Origin of the sequence: Rhizobium sp. NRK18 (assembly GCF_024385575.1) — a bacterium.
In the GTDB taxonomy this organism is placed as follows: Bacteria; Pseudomonadota; Alphaproteobacteria; order Rhizobiales; family Rhizobiaceae; genus JANFMV01.
Genome location: NZ_JANFMV010000001.1, coordinates 1,823,359 through 1,838,459 on the forward strand (window position 1 = coordinate 1,823,359; position 15,101 = coordinate 1,838,459).

Genomic DNA, 15,101 nt, shown 5'->3' on the forward strand with positions numbered 1-15,101 from the left:
GGCATGGTTATAGGCGAGGCGGAAGCGGAGAGAAAGATGAAGATGGGTGCGAGCCAGATTGCATTTTTGCCTGGTTCTTCATAGAGCTTGAGTGATGAACGACATTCTTCTTTCCGGGCTTGCATCGATGGAGCCGGGACATGTTTGGTTGGCCGGGGCGGGGCCTGGCGATCCGGGGCTTTTGACGCTGCTGGCGGCGAAGGCGCTCGGTGAGGCGGATGCAATCGTCTACGATGCGCTGGTCAATGAAAGCTGCCTGAAGCTCGCTCGCGCCGACGCAATCCTGGAATATGCCGGCAAGCGGGGCGGGAAGCCTTCCGCGAGGCAGGCCGACATTTCTCTGCGACTGGTCGAGCTTGCCAAAGAGGGCAAGCGCGTGCTGCGGCTCAAGGGCGGCGATCCCTTCGTGTTCGGACGGGGAGGCGAAGAGGCGCTGACACTTCTCGCCCACAAGGTGCCGTTCCGTATCGTTCCCGGCATCACGGCAGGTATCGGCGGGCTGGCCTATGCCGGCATCCCGGTCACGCATCGCGAGGTCAACCACGCCGTCACCTTCCTGACAGGACATGATTCGTCCGGCGTCGTGCCGGACCAGATCGACTGGGAGGCAATCGCGCGCGGTTCCCGGGTCATCGTCATGTACATGGCGATGAAGCACATGGCGCATATCGCCGACAAGCTGATGGCAGGGGGCCGACGGCCGGACGAAGCCGTCGCCTTCGTCTGCAACGCGGCGACGGACGATCAGCACGTGCTGGTGACCACGCTTGGGCGGGCTGCCGCCGATCTCGTCGCATCGGGGCTTGAGCCGCCGGCCATCGTGGTCGTCGGCGATGTGGTGAAGCTGCGTCCATCGCTGTCCTGGTTCGAGCCTGCCCTGATGCGAAAGGCCGCCGAATGAGCGGTATCATGATCGCCGCGCCGTCGTCCGGCGCCGGCAAGACGACCGTGACGCTCGGACTGCTGCGCGCGCTCAAGCGCCGGGGCTTGGCGGTAAAGCCGGGGAAGGTGGGACCGGATTACATCGACCCGGCCTTCCATGCGGCGGCCTGCGGCGAGGCCTGTTTCAATTTCGATCCCTGGGCCATGCGTCGGCAATTGCTTGCCGGTCAGGCCGCGCATCTGCAGGCGGGCGGCGGGCTTCTCGTCATCGAGGCGATGATGGGGCTTTTCGACGGAGCGGCGGACGGTAGCGGTTCTCCCGCCGATCTTGCGGCGCTTCTCGGCCTGCCGGTGCTGCTGGTCGTCGATTGCGCCAAGATGTCCCATTCGGTGGCCGCCCTGGTGCGCGGGTTTTCGGGCCACCGCAGCGACATCCGTGTCGCCGGGCTGATCCTCAACCGGGTTGGCAGCGACCGTCACGAGGCGATGCTGCGGGAGGCGCTGAACCCCCTTGGTCTGCCGATCCTCGCCGTCATCCGGCAGGATGCCGGGCTGGCGCTTCCGGAGCGGCATCTGGGTCTCGTTCAGGCCGGCGAGCATGCCGGGCTCGAGGCTTTTATCGAGCGGGCCGCAGACGCGATCGACGCCTCTTTCGATTTCGAGACGCTTGATGGTCTTGCACCATCCCGATTGACGTCGGCAGCCACCGTCGAAGGCGAGCCGATGAGGCCGCTTGGTCAGACCATTGCCGTTGCCCGCGACATGGCGTTTGCATTTTCCTACGAACATGTGCTGGCGGGCTGGCGTTCTGCCGGGGCCGAGATCCGGCTCTTTTCGCCGCTCGCCGACGAAGCGCCGTCTGCGGAGGCGGATGCGGTCTATCTGCCGGGCGGCTATCCGGAATTGCATGCAGCCACGCTCGCGGCGGCATCCGTGTTCCGGCAGGGGATGCAGGGCGCTGCTTTGCGCGGCGCACGGATTTATGGCGAGTGCGGGGGCTATATGGTGCTCGGCGACGGATTGATCGACGCGGCGGGCGCCCGGCATGCCATGCTCGGCTTGTTGCCGCTGGTGACCAGCTTTGCCGACAGAAAGCGGCATCTCGGCTATCGGCGCGTCGTTCCGCTTGCCGGCGCGCCCTTTGAAGGGCCGATGACGGCACATGAGTTCCATTATTCGACCGTGGTCAGCGAAGGCGACGGCGGCCGGCTTTTCCGCGTCAGCGACGCGCTTGGTGCCGATCTCGGTGAAGCGGGGCTCGTGCGCGGCAATGTCTGCGGGTCCTATATGCACCTCATCGACCTTGCGGGAGAGAGCCGGTGACCGGCGGGATCGTCCATGGGGGCGGGCTTGCCGCCGCGGCACGCCGGTTCGGAGGACGCCCGGCCGATTGGCTGGATCTCTCGACCGGGATCAACCCCGTTCCATGCGAAACGCCGGCTCTTCCGTCAAACGTCTGGCACCGGTTGCCCGACAGCGATCTCTTCGATGCGGCACGGCAGGCGGCTGCTGCCTATTACGGCAGCGGAGCGATCCTGCCCCTTCCCACACCCGGCACGCAGGCGGTCATCCAGTTGCTGCCGCGCCTTGCCGGGTCCACCGGCCGCGTCGCCATCGTTTCCCCGACTTTCGGGGAGTATGCGCGAGTCTTTTCCGCCAACGGATTTGCGGTCGATACCGTCGGCTCGATCGCGGATATCGGCAGCGGCTATGCGGCTGCCGTGGTCGTCAATCCGAACAATCCGGATGGACGCAGGTGGTGCCGTGACGACCTCGCAGCCCTTCATGACCGGCTGCAGGCGGATGGCGGGCTGCTGATCGTCGACGAAGCCTTCGGCGACGTGCTGCCGGAGATGAGCGTCGCGGGCCAAGTCTCAGCGATGCCGGGTCTCGTCGTGCTGCGCTCCTTCGGGAAGTTCTTCGGTCTCGCCGGATTGCGGCTCGGCTTCGTCATTGGCGGGCAGGATCTGCTCGATAATCTTGCGGACTGGCTCGGTCCATGGGCGGTGTCCGGGCCGGCGCTGGCGATTGCAGCGGATCTCTTTGGGTCGGACACGGATGCGGTGCGAAACCGCATTCTCGGCCGCAAGGCCGCATTGGATGCGGTTTTGACAAATGCCGGTCTTGCGACGGTCGGCGGTACCGCGCTGTTCTCGCTGGTGGAGACGGCCGATGCGCAGAGGCTGTGGCGGCATCTTGCGGAAAACCACATCCTCGTCCGCCGCTTCGACTATCAAGATGACTGGCTCAGGGTCGGCCTGGCTGCTGACGAGGCGGGCGACCGGCGTCTCGCCGCTGCGCTTGCCGGTTTCCGGGGGTTCTGATGGCCGCGCATTTCCTGACCCTGCTGCTGGCGCTCGTCATTGACCTCGTCGTCGGCGATCCAGACCGGCTGTGGTGGCGCTATCCGCATCCGGTCGTCTGGTTCGGCAAGGCCATTTCAAGCCTGGAGAAGCTGTTGAACGGAGATCGGCTTGCCGCTGAGACGCGCCGGCAGAACGGTTTCGTCGCTTTGGCGATCCTGCTTCTCGGCGCCTGCCTTGCCGGCATCCTGATGCACGCCTTCTTCCTGAAGCTGGGTGTCGTCGGCATTCTGCTGGAAGCCGTCGTCGCATCGGTGTTCCTGGCGCAGAAGAGCCTTTCGGACCATGTCCGGGCTGTCGCCGTCGGATTGCGGACCGGCGGCCTTGAAAGCGGTCGGCAGGCCGTTGCCATGATCGTCGGGCGCGATCCGAAGTCGCTTGATGAGCCCGGCATATGCCGGGCGGCGATCGAGAGCCTTGCAGAGAATTTTTCCGATGGGACCGTCGCGCCGGCCTTCTGGTTTGCGATCGCCGGGCTGCCGGGACTGTTTGCCTACAAGATGCTGAACACGGCCGACTCGATGATCGGCCACAAGACGGAGCGCTACCGCGATTTCGGCTTTGCGGCTGCCCGCACCGACGATCTTGCCAACTGGCCTGCCGCACGTCTTTCCGTCCTGCTGATCGCACTGGGCGCGCTTGCGGCGAAGGGCAGTGATGCGGCCGTCAACACGGTCCGGATCGCTCTCCGCGACAACAACCTGCACCGTTCGCCGAATTCCGGATGGCCGGAAGCGGCCATGGCGGGCGCGCTCGACCTGCAGCTTGCCGGGCCGCGGCGTTATCACGGCGAAGTCGTCATGGAGCCCATGCTGAACGGCGCCGGCAGGACGCATGCATCGGTCAAGGATATCGAAACGGCATTGCGGATCTACTTGCTCGCATGCTGTGCCCTGACAGTAATCGTACTGGTCATATTTACTTTTAGCTTATGATATTTCAAAATTCTCCCGGGCTGCTGGGGCGGTCTTCACCATTTCTAGAAGTGGAACGGGATATACGGTCCATTCGTGCGTGACCGTGCGGATAACCGGATGTTCCAACAACAGGCCGAGGGGGCTTTCATGCGTAAACTTCTTGCTGCTGCGGCGACGCTTTTATGCGCGCAGTTTTTCACGATCGACGCCAGTGCGGCGAACCTGATCGCCAAGATCAATCTTTCCACGCAGACGATGACCGTTATCCAGGACGGCCGGACGATGTATCGCTGGAAGGTATCCACGGCGCGCAGCGGATATCGTACGCCGACCGGTTCCTATTCGGCCAAGTGGCTTTCCAAGAACCACCGCTCGCGCAAGTACAACAATGCGCCGATGCCGTTCTCCATCTTCTTCAATGGCGGCTATGCCGTGCACGGCACCACGGACATTCGTCGGCTGGGCACGCCGGCATCGCATGGCTGCGTGCGCCTACACCCGCAAAACGCGGCAGTGCTCTATTCGCTGACCCAGGCCAACGGGCTCAGCAATACGCGCATCATCATTCAGCGCTGACGCTCGCGCATCTTGGCAAAGCAAAAGCCGCGGCATCGGACCGCGGCTTTTTCGATTTCGGGAGCGTTTTCTCGTTGCAGTCAGTCGTTGCCGGCCGCCCAGGCGAGGCGGTCGAGATGCGGCACGGTCACATGACGGTTGTTCTCGATGACGATAACGCCATCCTTGCGCAGCTTGGTCATCTGCCGGCTGACAGTCTCGATCGTCAGGCCGAGGAAGTCGGCGATATCGGCGCGCGACAAGGGCAGCTCGAAGGCATTCCGTCTTCCGTGCTCGGGATCGATATGCGTGGCTATGAGGTACAGGAAGCTCGCGACCTTCTCGTGCGCGCTCTTGCGGCCCAGCGTCAGCATCCATTCGCGGGCTTCGTCCAGTTCCTTCAGCGACTGGGCATGAAGGCGATGCTCCATTTTCGGGGTGCCGGTCAGCATCCGGTCGACCACCGCCTTCGGGAAGGTACAGATCTCGGTGTCGGTGGCCGATTCGGCCGTGAGTGCGCTTTCTTCCAGGAACGGGCGACCCATGAAATCCGGGGCAAACTGCAGTCCGACGATCTGCTGGCGGCCGTCCGCCATCATCTTCGAGAGCTTGACCACGCCCTTCAGAATGTTGGAGTAGGAGGTGATTTCCTCGCCCTGGGCGATGATCTCGCGGCCGGCCTCGACGGCCTTGCGGCTCGAATGCCGGTTGAGTTCCTGCAACTGTTCGGGTGAGAGAACGCCGCAAAGACCGCCGTGGCGGGCCTCGCAGGCGCGGCAGACAACCGGAATTGCAGAGTTGTGAATGTCTTCCCGTTCGCGCATGGCCGTTACAGTACTCATCATCATCCCCGTCATCCTTAGTCCGGTTGCATTAGCAGAACCAGTACTATCCTATTCCCTCATGGTTTTTTGACCATGGTCAAATCTGGGGATGCGGGTGTCTTGGCTCCCAGAATTCGATTCCGACTGTGGAATTGATCGATATCAATCGCGCCCGCAGTGCAATCGCCTATCTACTGTTCCTGTCTTTACACGGGAACGAGTGTCGCAATTGTGAGCCAGATTCTTCTTCAAAAATTCTCCGGTGCCGTGCCGCGCTATACGAGCTACCCAACCGCGCCACATTTCCATGAAGGCATCGGCAGCAGTGTCTATCGCCAGTGGTTGCGGGCGCTCGGTGCCGGACAGACGCTGTCGCTCTACCTGCACATTCCCTATTGCGACCGGCTTTGCTGGTTCTGTGCCTGCCATACCAAGCACACGTTGAAGTATGAGCCGATCCGCGCCTATCTCACCTCGCTGAAGCGCGAGATCGCCGAAATCGGCCAGAACGTGTCGAAGGATGCTGTTGTCACTGCCGTGCATTTCGGCGGTGGCTCGCCGACCATGTTGCTTCCCGAGGACATGACGACGCTGATGGTGGATCTGCGTGCTGCGTTCACCTTTTCCGACTCGGTCGAAATCAGCGTCGAGATGGATCCGAACGATCTCGATGAGCCCCGTTATGATGCGCTGGCCGCGATCGGCATGACGCGGGCAAGCCTCGGCGTCCAGGATTTCAATCCCAAGGTGCAGGAGACCATCAACCGGATCCAGACCTTCGAGCAGACCAGATCGGTCGTCGAGGCGGTGCGGGCGAGGGGGGTGCGCTCGGTCAACTGCGATGTTCTCTATGGACTGCCCTACCAGACGCTGGAGACGTTGCGCGAGACGATTTCGGACATCGTCAGCCTCGGCCCGGACCGCATTGCGCTGTTCGGTTATGCGCATGTGCCATGGATGAAGAAGCATCAGAAGATGATTCCGGAAGCCGCGCTGCCGGACACGGCCGAACGGTTCCTGCAGATGCAGGAGGCGGCGCGGATGCTGGTCGAGGCCGGCTATCAGCCGATCGGCATCGATCACTTCGCGAAACCTGACGACAGTCTCGCTAATGCCGAACGAAACGGCGAGCTTCGGCGTAATTTCCAAGGCTATACCGATGATCCGGCAAACGCGCTGATCGGGCTCGGTGCGTCCTCGATCGGCCAGTTGCCGCAGGGTTACGTCCAGAACATGCATGCGACATCCGAATATCAGCGCATGGTCGACGAGACCGGCCTTGCCGCCGTCCGCGGCATCGCATTGACCGATGGCGACCGGATGCGGGCATGGGTCATCGAGCGGCTAATGTGCAACTTCGGATTTTCCATTGCCGAACTGCGCACGCTCTACCCGAGAATCGCCGAGACCGTGATTGCCGAGGCGAGGGTGGCTGCGCGCGATCTGCCGGAGGTCTGCCGGCTCGACGGCGACGTGTTTTTGCTGACGGATGACGGCCGGCCGTTCGCCCGCAGCGTGGCCGCCGTGTTCGACGCCTATCTCGCCAATGGCAAGGGCAGGCACTCGCTTGCCGTCTGACGCCCGGCGGCCAACCTTTGCGCAGGTGCAACACTGTGTCAGCAAATTTCCGGCGGACCGGCAGAAAGCATTGGCAATCCCGCCATATTTCCCTATGAGGGGGCAGAATCTATTATGATCAAGAGGTATGGGCGTGACTGCTACATTCGACAAGGTCGCTGACATTATCGCCGAAACGAGCGAAATCGATCGCGAGACGATCACTCCGGAAAGCCACACGATTGACGATCTGGGGATCGACAGTCTCGACTTCCTTGATATCGTCTTCGCCATCGACAAGGAATTCGGCATCAAGATTCCGCTCGAGCAGTGGACGCAGGAAGTCAACGAAGGCAAGGTTTCCACTGAAGAGTACTTCGTCCTGAAGAACCTCTGTGCGAAGATCGACGAGTTGCGCGCAGCCAAGGGCTGACACGGCGACAAACTGCCTGTAATGCATGGAAAACCGGGGCCTCGAAAAGTCGAACATGTACTTTTCGGGGTTTTTGGTAATTGTGATACCGGAGGCGTGAATGCTGCTGGAATATTTCCAGATGATCGACGAGGTGGAGGCGCTGAGCCTTGATGCAGGCGAGGCGCGGATCAAGGTCCGCTCCGTGGTGCCGGCAAAAAGCCCCGTTTTCGAGGGCCATTTTCCGGGAATGCCGCTTGTGCCCGGCGTGCTTCTGATCGAGACGATGGCGCAGGCCTCCGGTTTTCTCGTGCTCGCCCATTCCAACTTCGCCGCCATGCCTTTCCTGATGTCTGTCGACGGCGCGAAGATGCGGACCTTTGTCGAACCGGAGACCGTGCTCGACATCGAGGCGTTTCTGGAGCATGACGGTTCCGGGTTCGCGGTGACGAAAGCCAAGATCACCGCGGCCGGCAAGAAGGTCTGCGATGCGCAGCTCAAGCTCAGGACCATGCCGTTCGACGAGGTGCCGCTTGCCGGCATCGTGCGCAAGCGCGCCGAAGAGGTGGGGCTCATCAAGGCGATCGACGCCGCACGCGCTTAAAGAGGATAATGCATGACCAAAGCGGACAATGATGTCGTCATCACCGGTGTGGGGATCGTCACCAGCCTCGGCGTCGGCAAGGCGCCGCATGTCGCGGTGCTGACGGCCAAGGATACGCCTGTTCCCGTCGTCGATGCCGAGCGGCTGAAGCCGTATCCGGTGCATCCGCTGCCGGAAATCGACTGGTCCGAACAGATCCCGAAGCGCGGCGATCAGCGGCAGATGGAAAACTGGCAGCGCACCGGCGTGTTCGCGGCCGGCCTGGCGCTGGCCGATGCCGGCCTGAAGGACGACGCCGAGGCTTGCGGCACCATGGACATGATCGTGTCTGCCGGCGGCGGCGAGCGCGACATCAATGTCGACACGCTGATCGCCGACGAGGCGCTGAAGCGCAACGACCGCGAAGTCCTGCTCAACGAAAAGCTGACGACGGAACTGCGCCCGACGCTGTTTCTCGCCCAGTTGTCCAATCTTCTGGCCGGCAATATTTCCATCGTCCACAAGGTCACCGGGTCGTCCCGCACCTTCATGGGCGAGGAGGGCGCCGGCATTTCCGCCGTCGAGACTGCGTTCGCGCGCATCAAGGCCGGACAGTCGACCCATTCGCTCGTCGGCGGCGCCTTCGTCGCCGAACGGGCCGACGCGCTGCTACTGGTCGAATCGATCCGCGGCCTGGTGGCGGGCGACTGGACGCCGCTCTGGTCGCGCGAAGGCGAAGACGGTGGCATGATCTATGGTTCCGTCGGCGCATTACTGGTGCTGGAATCGCGTGCCCATGCCAATGCGCGGGGCGCGCATATCTATGCCTCTCTCGATGGTATCGAGGGGGATCGCGGCAGTCGTGACGAAGGCAAGTTCGAGGCCCGCCTCGGCCGTCTGCTCGACGATACGACCGCCGGTGTTTCCGCTGCCAATGGCGTCATCTTCAGCGGTGCCACAGGCTTCCCGTCACTGTCGTCCCGTGAACTGACGGTGCTTGGCGATAAGCTGCCGGATGTGCCGGTGCGCGGCTATGGCGGCCTGTTCGGCCACTCCATCGAGGTGCAGTTCCCGCTCGGGTTGGCGCTCGCAGCACTGGCTCTCGACGAAAAGGCAGCCGTGCCGGCATTCGATCCGGACCATGAAGCCCTAATGACTGCGCCGGCGACCAAGGCCGTGGTCACCACCGTCGGCCATGTGCGCGGCGAAGGTGCCGCGCTTTTGTCTGCAAACGCTTGAAAGGACCGGTAGCATGAGCCAATCCGCTTATCTCGATCATCTCGGCCGGCCGATCGTCGCTGTCACCGGCATGGGTGTCATCACATCGCTCGGACAGGGGCTTGCCGACAACTGGAAGGCTTTGACCTCCGGCGTCTCCGGCATTCACACGATCACCCGGTTCCCGACTGACCAGCTGTCCACCCGCATCTGCGGTTCGGTCGACTTCATCGACATTCCCGTGCCGAACGCGGTCGAGCGGTCCTACGCCATGGCGCGCGATACGACCGTCGAGGCCTTGGCGCAGGCGGGTCTTTCCGGCGATTTCGGCGGCCCGCTGTTCCTCGCCGCACCGCCGATCGAGCCCGAATGGAGCGCCCGCTTCGAGCTGGCCGACCGCTCGGCCCCGCCGGCAGAAGCCGGTGATGTCTACGCCCGTTTCCTGGCGGCCATGCATGAGCGTCCGGATCCGGCGTTCCATGAGGCAGCACTCTTCGGTGCGATCTCCGAGCGGCTCGCCGACCGCTTCGGCACGCGCGGCCTGCCGGTCACGCTGTCGACGGCCTGCGCATCCGGCGCCACCGCTATCCAGCTCGGCGTCGAGGCGATCCGCCAGGGTCGTGCGACCCGTGCGCTGACGGTTGCCACCGACGGATCGATCAGCGCCGAGGCGGTCATTCGCTTCTCGCTACTGTCGGCGCTGTCGACCCAGAACGATCCGCCGCAGCAGGCCTCCAAGCCCTTCAGCAAGGACCGCGACGGTTTCGTCATCGCAGAAGGATCGGCGACGCTGGTGCTGGAATCGCTGGAATCGGCCATTGCCCGTGGTGCCAAGGTGCTTGGCATCATGAAGGGTTGCGGCGAGAAGGCCGACCATTTCCACCGCACCCGCTCGTCCCCGGACGGCGGTCCGGCGATCGCGACGATCCGCGCCGCGCTCGAAGATGCCGGCCTGTCGGAAGACCAGATCGGCTACATCAACGCCCATGGCACATCGACACCGGAAAACGACAAGATGGAATACGGTTCCATGCTGGCCGTCTTCGGTGATCGGTTGACCGGCATCCCGGTCTCGTCGAACAAGTCGATGATCGGTCATACGCTGACGGCGGCCGGTGCGGTCGAGGCGGTCTTCTCGTTCCAGTCCATGCTGACGGGCACGCTGCCGCCGACGATCAACTACAACAATCCGGATCCGACGATCGCGCTGGATGTGGTTCCGAACGTCAAGCGGGATACGCAGGTCAACGCGGTCCTGTCGAATTCCTTCGGCTTCGGCGGGCAGAATGCCAGCCTTGTCATGACGCTGGAACCGGCGTAAGCGGACAACCACGAAACGAACGGAAAACATCACGCCCAACGGGGCGAGGGATTTGTCTATGCGTGCACTGCAACTGGTCGACGACCGCAAACTCGAAATCACCGATCTTCCCGAGCCGGATGCTCCGGCCGTCGGCGAGGTGACGCTGAGGGTCAAGGCGGTCGCACTCAACCACATCGACGTCTGGGGCTGGCGCGGCATGGCGTTTGCCAAGCGCAAGATGCCGCTGGTCATCGGTGCCGAGGCTGCGGGCGTGGTCGAATCGATCGGGCCTGGCGTGTCGAACGTCCTGCCGGGACAGCTCGTGTCGATCTACGGTGCGCGCACCTGCGGCCTTTGCCGTGCGTGCCGCGAAGGCCGCGACAATCTCTGCGAACATGTCGGTGGCGTGCATGGTTTCCATCTCGACGGCTTTGCCCAGGAGAAGGTGAACCTTCCGGCCCGTCTCCTCGTGCCGGCACCGCCCGGCGTCGATGCGGTCGGCGCGGCACTTGCCCCGGTTACCTTCGGCACGGTCGAGCACATGCTGTTCGATAATGCCAAGCTCGAGCCCGGTGAAACAATCCTCATCCATGCCGGCGGTTCCGGCATCGGCACGGCGGCGATCCAGCTTGCGAAGAAGATCGGCTGCACGGTGATCACCACCGTCGGCTCCGACGACAAGATCGAGCGCGCCAAGGCGCTCGGCGCCGACCACGTCATCAATTACCGTACCGACCGCTTCGAAGGCGTGGTGCGCAAGCTGACGAAGAAGAAGGGCGTCGACGTCGTCTTCGAACATGTCGGTAAGGACACCTGGGCGGGATCGATGTTCTCGCTGAAGCGCGGCGGCCGTCTGGTCACCTGCGGCTCGACGTCGGGCGTCTCCACCGACATCAACCTGATGATGCTGTTCCAGCAGCAGCTGAAGCTGTTCGGTTCGTTCGGCTGCCGGATGGAGAACATGGCGAACGCCATGCAGAAGATGGCGCGCGGCCTCGTGCATCCGGTCATCGACACGGAAGTCGGCTTCGACGACATCGACAAGGCGCTGGAGCGGATGGAGACCCGGCAGGTCTTCGGAAAGATCGTCCTGAAGATCGATTGAAACCGATGAAGGTCCTGAAATCGCTTCTCTATCGGTGGGCGGTCGCGCTCTATCGCTTCCGCCAATGGGCGGCGGCGCAGGCGCTGTTCGGGTTCCTGACGATCCTGAAGATCTTTCCGGCGGACGCCGCGATCAATTTCGCCGATGCCATCGGTCGCAAGTTCGGTCCGAAACTGCAGCGCCACCGGCTGATGATCTACAATCTCACCGAGGCGTTTCCGGAAAAGAGCAAGGAAGAGATCGAGGCGATCGCCGTCGGCAGCTGGGGCCACATGGCCCGCATGGCGGCGGAATACGTCTATCTCGACCGGCTTTTCGATTTCGATCCCGAGCGTCCGGGCGAGGGCAGGGTGGAAGTCGGCGGCGTGCCGATCTTCCTCGACCTCATGGAAAACCGCCGGCCCTTCATCGTGTTCACCGCCCACACAGGGTGTTTCGAGATGCTGCCAGTTGCCGGCGCGGCTTATGGCCTGCACGTCTCCGTGCTGTTCCGTCCGCCGAACAATCCCTATGTGGCGGACAAGATCTTCCAGTTCCGCGCCGCCCGCATGGGCAATCTCGTGCCGTCGCATGCCGGATCTTCCTTCGCACTCGCCGCCGAACTCGATCGCGGCGGCGGCGTTGGCGTGCTGGTCGACCAGAAGTTCCGCAAGGGGCTCGTCACCCAGTTCTTCGATCGCGACGTGAAGACCAATCCACTGCTCGCCAAGCTGGTGCGCCAGTTCAACTGCGACGTCTATCCGGCCCGCTGCATCCGCCTGCCGGGCAACCGTTACCGGTTGGAGATCGAGGAAAAGGTGGAGGTACCGCGCACCGCGGCCGGCTCGGTCGACGTGACGGCGACGGCACAGATGCTGAACGACAAGGTTGAAAGCTGGGTGCGGGAATATCCCGAGCAGTGGCTGTGGTATCACGACCGCTGGCAGGGCAAGGGCAAGCTCGGCCTCAACAAGAAGAGCAAGCCGAAGAAGCGCAAATAAAGGCCGGAGACCTGTCCCCCGGCCCCGTGTGTCAGTGCGTGTCCGACTGGTTCGGACCTTGCGGTGCTGAGACCAATGTGTCCGCCGAATATTTCTTCAGGAGATGTTCCCGTTCGAAGGCGATGTGGCGGCGCATGGTTTCGAAGAAGCCGCGCAGCATGTAGCCGGTCGCCTCTATGTTGACCGGGTTTCCCGATCCCAGCCGCAGCAGCGCGTCGGTCAGTTCCTCGGCGAAGCACTCGTCCTCGCAGTGTTCGAACTTCAGCCGCGAGACCGTTTCGCGAAGCGACTCATCTTCAGGTGACGACTGTTCCAGCCACGGGAAGAGGACATGTTCCTCGTAGTGATGGGCACCCTTGATCAGCGGTCCCAGAGCCTTTGCGGCATAGATGCATTTCTGCCGGTTGACGCTCGACGGCAGGGAGTCGGCAATTTCTTCCAGCTGGTCGCAGAGCGAAAGCTGCTCGCGATGAACGCCCAGAAGCCAGGCCAGAGGCCGGGTCTGCGGTGAACGCAGGTTTCCGACGGGCAGCGCACCACCTTCGTTTCCTTCACCCGTGTTTATCATTTTCACCCTCCGGTCGTGATGATGCAGGCAAATCAGTTCCCCCAGGGCTTCTGTATCGATTGAAAAGCGGCTCCCAACATTGATTTGGATCAAGGTGGCTGCGGCCCCGGAATGAGAAGTGTTCGCTGGACGAAGGGGGCGAGTCCGGCATTCGGCGGAATCGGTCCCAACGCGAATTTCTTAAGCCGTTGGGGGTACCAACAATGAATTATACTTTGGAAACAGTGGCATTGGCCTTGGGGGCATTTCTTGCACTCCTCGGGGTGGCCTTTGCCCATGACAGTCTGTTTGCCGCCCATATGTGGGTGGCGTTCTTCTGTTTGCTTGCCGCGACGATCGTCATGTTGCGGCGGGTGACATTCGCTCCGGTCGGCGCTTCCGCCGCCGCCGCGAAGTCTGAATATTTCGACGATGTCGTGCGCTACGGCGTCATCGCCACCGTCTTCTGGGGCGTCGTCGGCTTTCTGGTCGGTGTCGTCGTTGCGCTGCAGCTGGCCTTTCCGGATCTCGACATCGAGCCATGGTTCAATTTCGGCCGCATGCGTCCGCTGCACACGTCCGCAGTGATCTTCGCCTTCGGGGGCAACGCGCTGATCGCATCGTCCTTCTATGTCGTGCAGCGGACCTCGCGCGCCCGTCTTTTCGGCGGTTCGCTTCCCTGGTTCGTCTTCTGGGGCTACCAGCTGTTCATCGTCATGGCCGCGACCGGCTATCTGCTGGGCATCACCCAGGGCCGCGAATATGCAGAGCCGGAATGGTATGTCGATATCTGGCTGACGCTCGTCTGGGTCGCCTATCTCGTCGTCTTCCTCGGCACGATCCTGACGCGCAAGGAGAGCCACATCTACGTGGCCAACTGGTTCTATCTGTCCTTCATCGTCACCATCGCCATGCTGCACCTGGTCAACAACATGGCCGTGCCGGTCTCCTTCCTCGGCGTGAAGAGCTATTCGGCCTTCTCGGGCGTGCAGGACGCACTGACACAATGGTGGTACGGCCATAATGCGGTGGGCTTCTTCCTGACCGCCGGCTTCCTCGGAATGATGTATTACTTCGTTCCCAAGCAGGCCAACCGTCCGGTCTATTCCTACCGGCTGTCTATCGTGCACTTCTGGGCGCTGATCTTCCTCTACATCTGGGCCGGTCCGCACCATCTGCACTACACCGCTCTGCCGGACTGGGCGCAGACGCTGGGCATGGTGTTCTCGATCATGCTGTGGATGCCCTCCTGGGGCGGCATGATCAACGGCCTGATGACGCTCTCGGGCGCATGGGACAAGATCCGCACCGATCCGATCATCCGCATGATGGTCATGGCCATCGCCTTCTACGGCATGTCGACCTTCGAAGGCCCGATGATGTCGATCAAGGCCGTCAACTCGCTCAGCCACTACACGGACTGGACCATCGGTCACGTTCACTCGGGTGCGCTCGGTTGGGTCGGCATGATCTCGTTCGGCATGATCTACTTCCTGGTGCCGAAGCTGTGGAACCGCGAACGCCTCTACAGCCTGCGCCTGGTCAACTGGCACTTCTGGCTCGCAACCCTCGGCATCGTGGTCTACGCCGCCGTCATGTGGGTCGCCGGCATCCAGCAGGGCCTGATGTGGCGCGAATACGACAGCCAGGGCTTCCTGGTCTACTCGTTCGCCGAGTCGGTCGCCGCCATGTTCCCCTACTACGTGCTGCGTGCCGTCGGTGGCGCCATGTACCTGGCCGGGGCACTGATCATGGCCTTCAACGTCACCATGACCATTCTTGGCCATCAGCGGAACGAAGCACCCATTCCCGGTGCGGAACCCGCGATGCAGGCCGCAGAATAAGGAGCCGGACC

The 15,101-nt window shown here is 62.6% G+C and carries 15 protein-coding genes; 13 read left to right on the top strand and 2 right to left on the bottom strand.

The window, feature by feature from the left end:
* Nucleotides 1-94 precede the first annotated feature (94 nt).
* From cobA to NN662_RS08440, 5 genes are all read left to right on the top strand, one after another.
* Nucleotides 95-901 carry a uroporphyrinogen-III C-methyltransferase gene (cobA, locus tag NN662_RS08420; RefSeq protein WP_315972587.1) on the top strand — a complete coding sequence of 269 codons (807 nt, stop codon included), beginning with the start codon at nucleotides 95-97 and terminating at the stop codon, nucleotides 899-901.
* Nucleotides 898-2,205, top strand: a complete 1,308-nt coding sequence (locus NN662_RS08425) for a cobyrinate a,c-diamide synthase (protein ID WP_261929837.1) — start codon at nucleotides 898-900, stop codon at nucleotides 2,203-2,205. The genes cobA and NN662_RS08425 overlap by 4 nt, the downstream gene beginning before the upstream one ends.
* Nucleotides 2,202-3,206, top strand: a complete 1,005-nt coding sequence (cobD, locus tag NN662_RS08430; protein ID WP_261929838.1) for a threonine-phosphate decarboxylase CobD — start codon at nucleotides 2,202-2,204, stop codon at nucleotides 3,204-3,206. The genes NN662_RS08425 and cobD overlap by 4 nt, the downstream gene beginning before the upstream one ends.
* The gene (gene cbiB / locus NN662_RS08435; RefSeq protein ID WP_261929839.1) at nucleotides 3,206-4,180 is read left to right on the top strand and encodes an adenosylcobinamide-phosphate synthase CbiB; all 975 of its coding nucleotides are present in this window, start codon (nucleotides 3,206-3,208) and stop codon (nucleotides 4,178-4,180) included. The genes cobD and cbiB overlap by 1 nt, the downstream gene beginning before the upstream one ends.
* A 129-nt stretch (nucleotides 4,181-4,309) precedes the next feature.
* Nucleotides 4,310-4,738 carry a L,D-transpeptidase gene (locus NN662_RS08440; RefSeq protein ID WP_261929840.1) on the top strand — a complete coding sequence of 143 codons (429 nt, stop codon included), beginning with the start codon at nucleotides 4,310-4,312 and terminating at the stop codon, nucleotides 4,736-4,738.
* Nucleotides 4,739-4,818: 80 nt separating this feature from the next.
* Here the strand turns inward: NN662_RS08440 and NN662_RS08445 are convergent, their stop codons facing one another.
* Complete coding sequence (locus NN662_RS08445) at nucleotides 4,819-5,541, bottom strand: Crp/Fnr family transcriptional regulator (RefSeq protein WP_261931909.1); 723 nt, start codon at nucleotides 5,539-5,541, stop codon at nucleotides 4,819-4,821.
* A 231-nt stretch (nucleotides 5,542-5,772) separates the two neighbouring features.
* Here NN662_RS08445 and hemN point away from each other — a divergent pair, with 231 nt between their 5' ends.
* The 7 genes from hemN to NN662_RS08480 all read left to right on the top strand — a co-directional run bounded on the left by hemN (nucleotide 5,773) and on the right by NN662_RS08480 (nucleotide 12,699).
* On the top strand, nucleotides 5,773-7,119 hold the full coding sequence (hemN, locus tag NN662_RS08450; RefSeq protein ID WP_261929841.1) for an oxygen-independent coproporphyrinogen III oxidase: 1,347 nt from the start codon (nucleotides 5,773-5,775) through the stop codon (nucleotides 7,117-7,119).
* 127 nt (nucleotides 7,120-7,246) lie between these two features.
* Nucleotides 7,247-7,531 (top strand): acyl carrier protein, encoded by a 285-nt coding sequence (locus NN662_RS08455; RefSeq protein ID WP_003495848.1) that lies wholly within the window; start codon nucleotides 7,247-7,249, stop codon nucleotides 7,529-7,531.
* A gap of 100 nt (nucleotides 7,532-7,631) precedes the next feature.
* Entirely contained in the window at nucleotides 7,632-8,114 is a 483-nt protein-coding gene (locus NN662_RS08460) for a 3-hydroxyacyl-ACP dehydratase FabZ family protein (protein ID WP_261929842.1), read from the top strand.
* 12 nt (nucleotides 8,115-8,126) lie between these two features.
* Nucleotides 8,127-9,332, top strand: coding sequence for a beta-ketoacyl-ACP synthase (locus NN662_RS08465; RefSeq protein ID WP_261929843.1), 1,206 nt, complete (start codon nucleotides 8,127-8,129; stop codon nucleotides 9,330-9,332).
* Between the two features lie 13 nt (nucleotides 9,333-9,345).
* Nucleotides 9,346-10,632: a beta-ketoacyl-ACP synthase gene (locus NN662_RS08470; protein ID WP_261929844.1), complete on the top strand. Its 1,287-nt coding sequence runs from the start codon at nucleotides 9,346-9,348 to the stop codon at nucleotides 10,630-10,632.
* Between the two features lie 58 nt (nucleotides 10,633-10,690).
* The gene (locus NN662_RS08475) at nucleotides 10,691-11,719 is read left to right on the top strand and encodes a zinc-binding dehydrogenase (RefSeq protein WP_261929845.1); all 1,029 of its coding nucleotides are present in this window, start codon (nucleotides 10,691-10,693) and stop codon (nucleotides 11,717-11,719) included.
* Nucleotides 11,720-11,724: 5 nt separating this feature from the next.
* Nucleotides 11,725-12,699: a lipid A biosynthesis lauroyl acyltransferase gene (locus NN662_RS08480; protein ID WP_261931910.1), complete on the top strand. Its 975-nt coding sequence runs from the start codon at nucleotides 11,725-11,727 to the stop codon at nucleotides 12,697-12,699.
* Between the two features lie 31 nt (nucleotides 12,700-12,730).
* Here NN662_RS08480 and NN662_RS08485 read toward each other — a convergent pair whose 3' ends face one another.
* Nucleotides 12,731-13,267, bottom strand: a complete 537-nt coding sequence (locus tag NN662_RS08485) for a hemerythrin domain-containing protein (RefSeq protein ID WP_261929846.1) — start codon at nucleotides 13,265-13,267, stop codon at nucleotides 12,731-12,733.
* Nucleotides 13,268-13,470: 203 nt separating this feature from the next.
* Here NN662_RS08485 and ccoN point away from each other — a divergent pair, with 203 nt between their 5' ends.
* A complete protein-coding gene (gene ccoN, locus NN662_RS08490; protein ID WP_261929847.1) occupies nucleotides 13,471-15,090 on the top strand; it encodes a cytochrome-c oxidase, cbb3-type subunit I in 1,620 nt (539 codons plus the stop codon).
* Nucleotides 15,091-15,101 lie beyond the last annotated feature (11 nt).

Bases quoted from the DNA above. Each gene is read 5' to 3' on its own strand.
- cobA (WP_315972587.1), top strand. From the start codon at position 95: ATGAACGACATTCTTCTTTCCGGGCTTGCATCGATGGAGCCGGGACAT.
- NN662_RS08425 (WP_261929837.1), top strand. From the start codon at position 898: ATGAGCGGTATCATGATCGCCGCGCCGTCGTCCGGCGCCGGCAAGACG.
- cbiB (WP_261929839.1), top strand. From the start codon at position 3,206: ATGGCCGCGCATTTCCTGACCCTGCTGCTGGCGCTCGTCATTGACCTC.
- NN662_RS08440 (WP_261929840.1), top strand. From the start codon at position 4,310: ATGCGTAAACTTCTTGCTGCTGCGGCGACGCTTTTATGCGCGCAGTTT.
- NN662_RS08445 (WP_261931909.1), bottom strand. From the start codon at position 5,541: ATGCGCGAACGGGAAGACATTCACAACTCTGCAATTCCGGTTGTCTGC.
- NN662_RS08455 (WP_003495848.1), top strand. From the start codon at position 7,247: ATGGGCGTGACTGCTACATTCGACAAGGTCGCTGACATTATCGCCGAA.
- NN662_RS08460 (WP_261929842.1), top strand. From the start codon at position 7,632: ATGCTGCTGGAATATTTCCAGATGATCGACGAGGTGGAGGCGCTGAGC.
- NN662_RS08465 (WP_261929843.1), top strand. From the start codon at position 8,127: ATGACCAAAGCGGACAATGATGTCGTCATCACCGGTGTGGGGATCGTC.
- NN662_RS08470 (WP_261929844.1), top strand. From the start codon at position 9,346: ATGAGCCAATCCGCTTATCTCGATCATCTCGGCCGGCCGATCGTCGCT.
- NN662_RS08475 (WP_261929845.1), top strand. From the start codon at position 10,691: ATGCGTGCACTGCAACTGGTCGACGACCGCAAACTCGAAATCACCGAT.
- NN662_RS08480 (WP_261931910.1), top strand. From the start codon at position 11,725: ATGAAGGTCCTGAAATCGCTTCTCTATCGGTGGGCGGTCGCGCTCTAT.
- NN662_RS08485 (WP_261929846.1), bottom strand. From the start codon at position 13,267: ATGATAAACACGGGTGAAGGAAACGAAGGTGGTGCGCTGCCCGTCGGA.
- ccoN (WP_261929847.1), top strand. From the start codon at position 13,471: ATGAATTATACTTTGGAAACAGTGGCATTGGCCTTGGGGGCATTTCTT.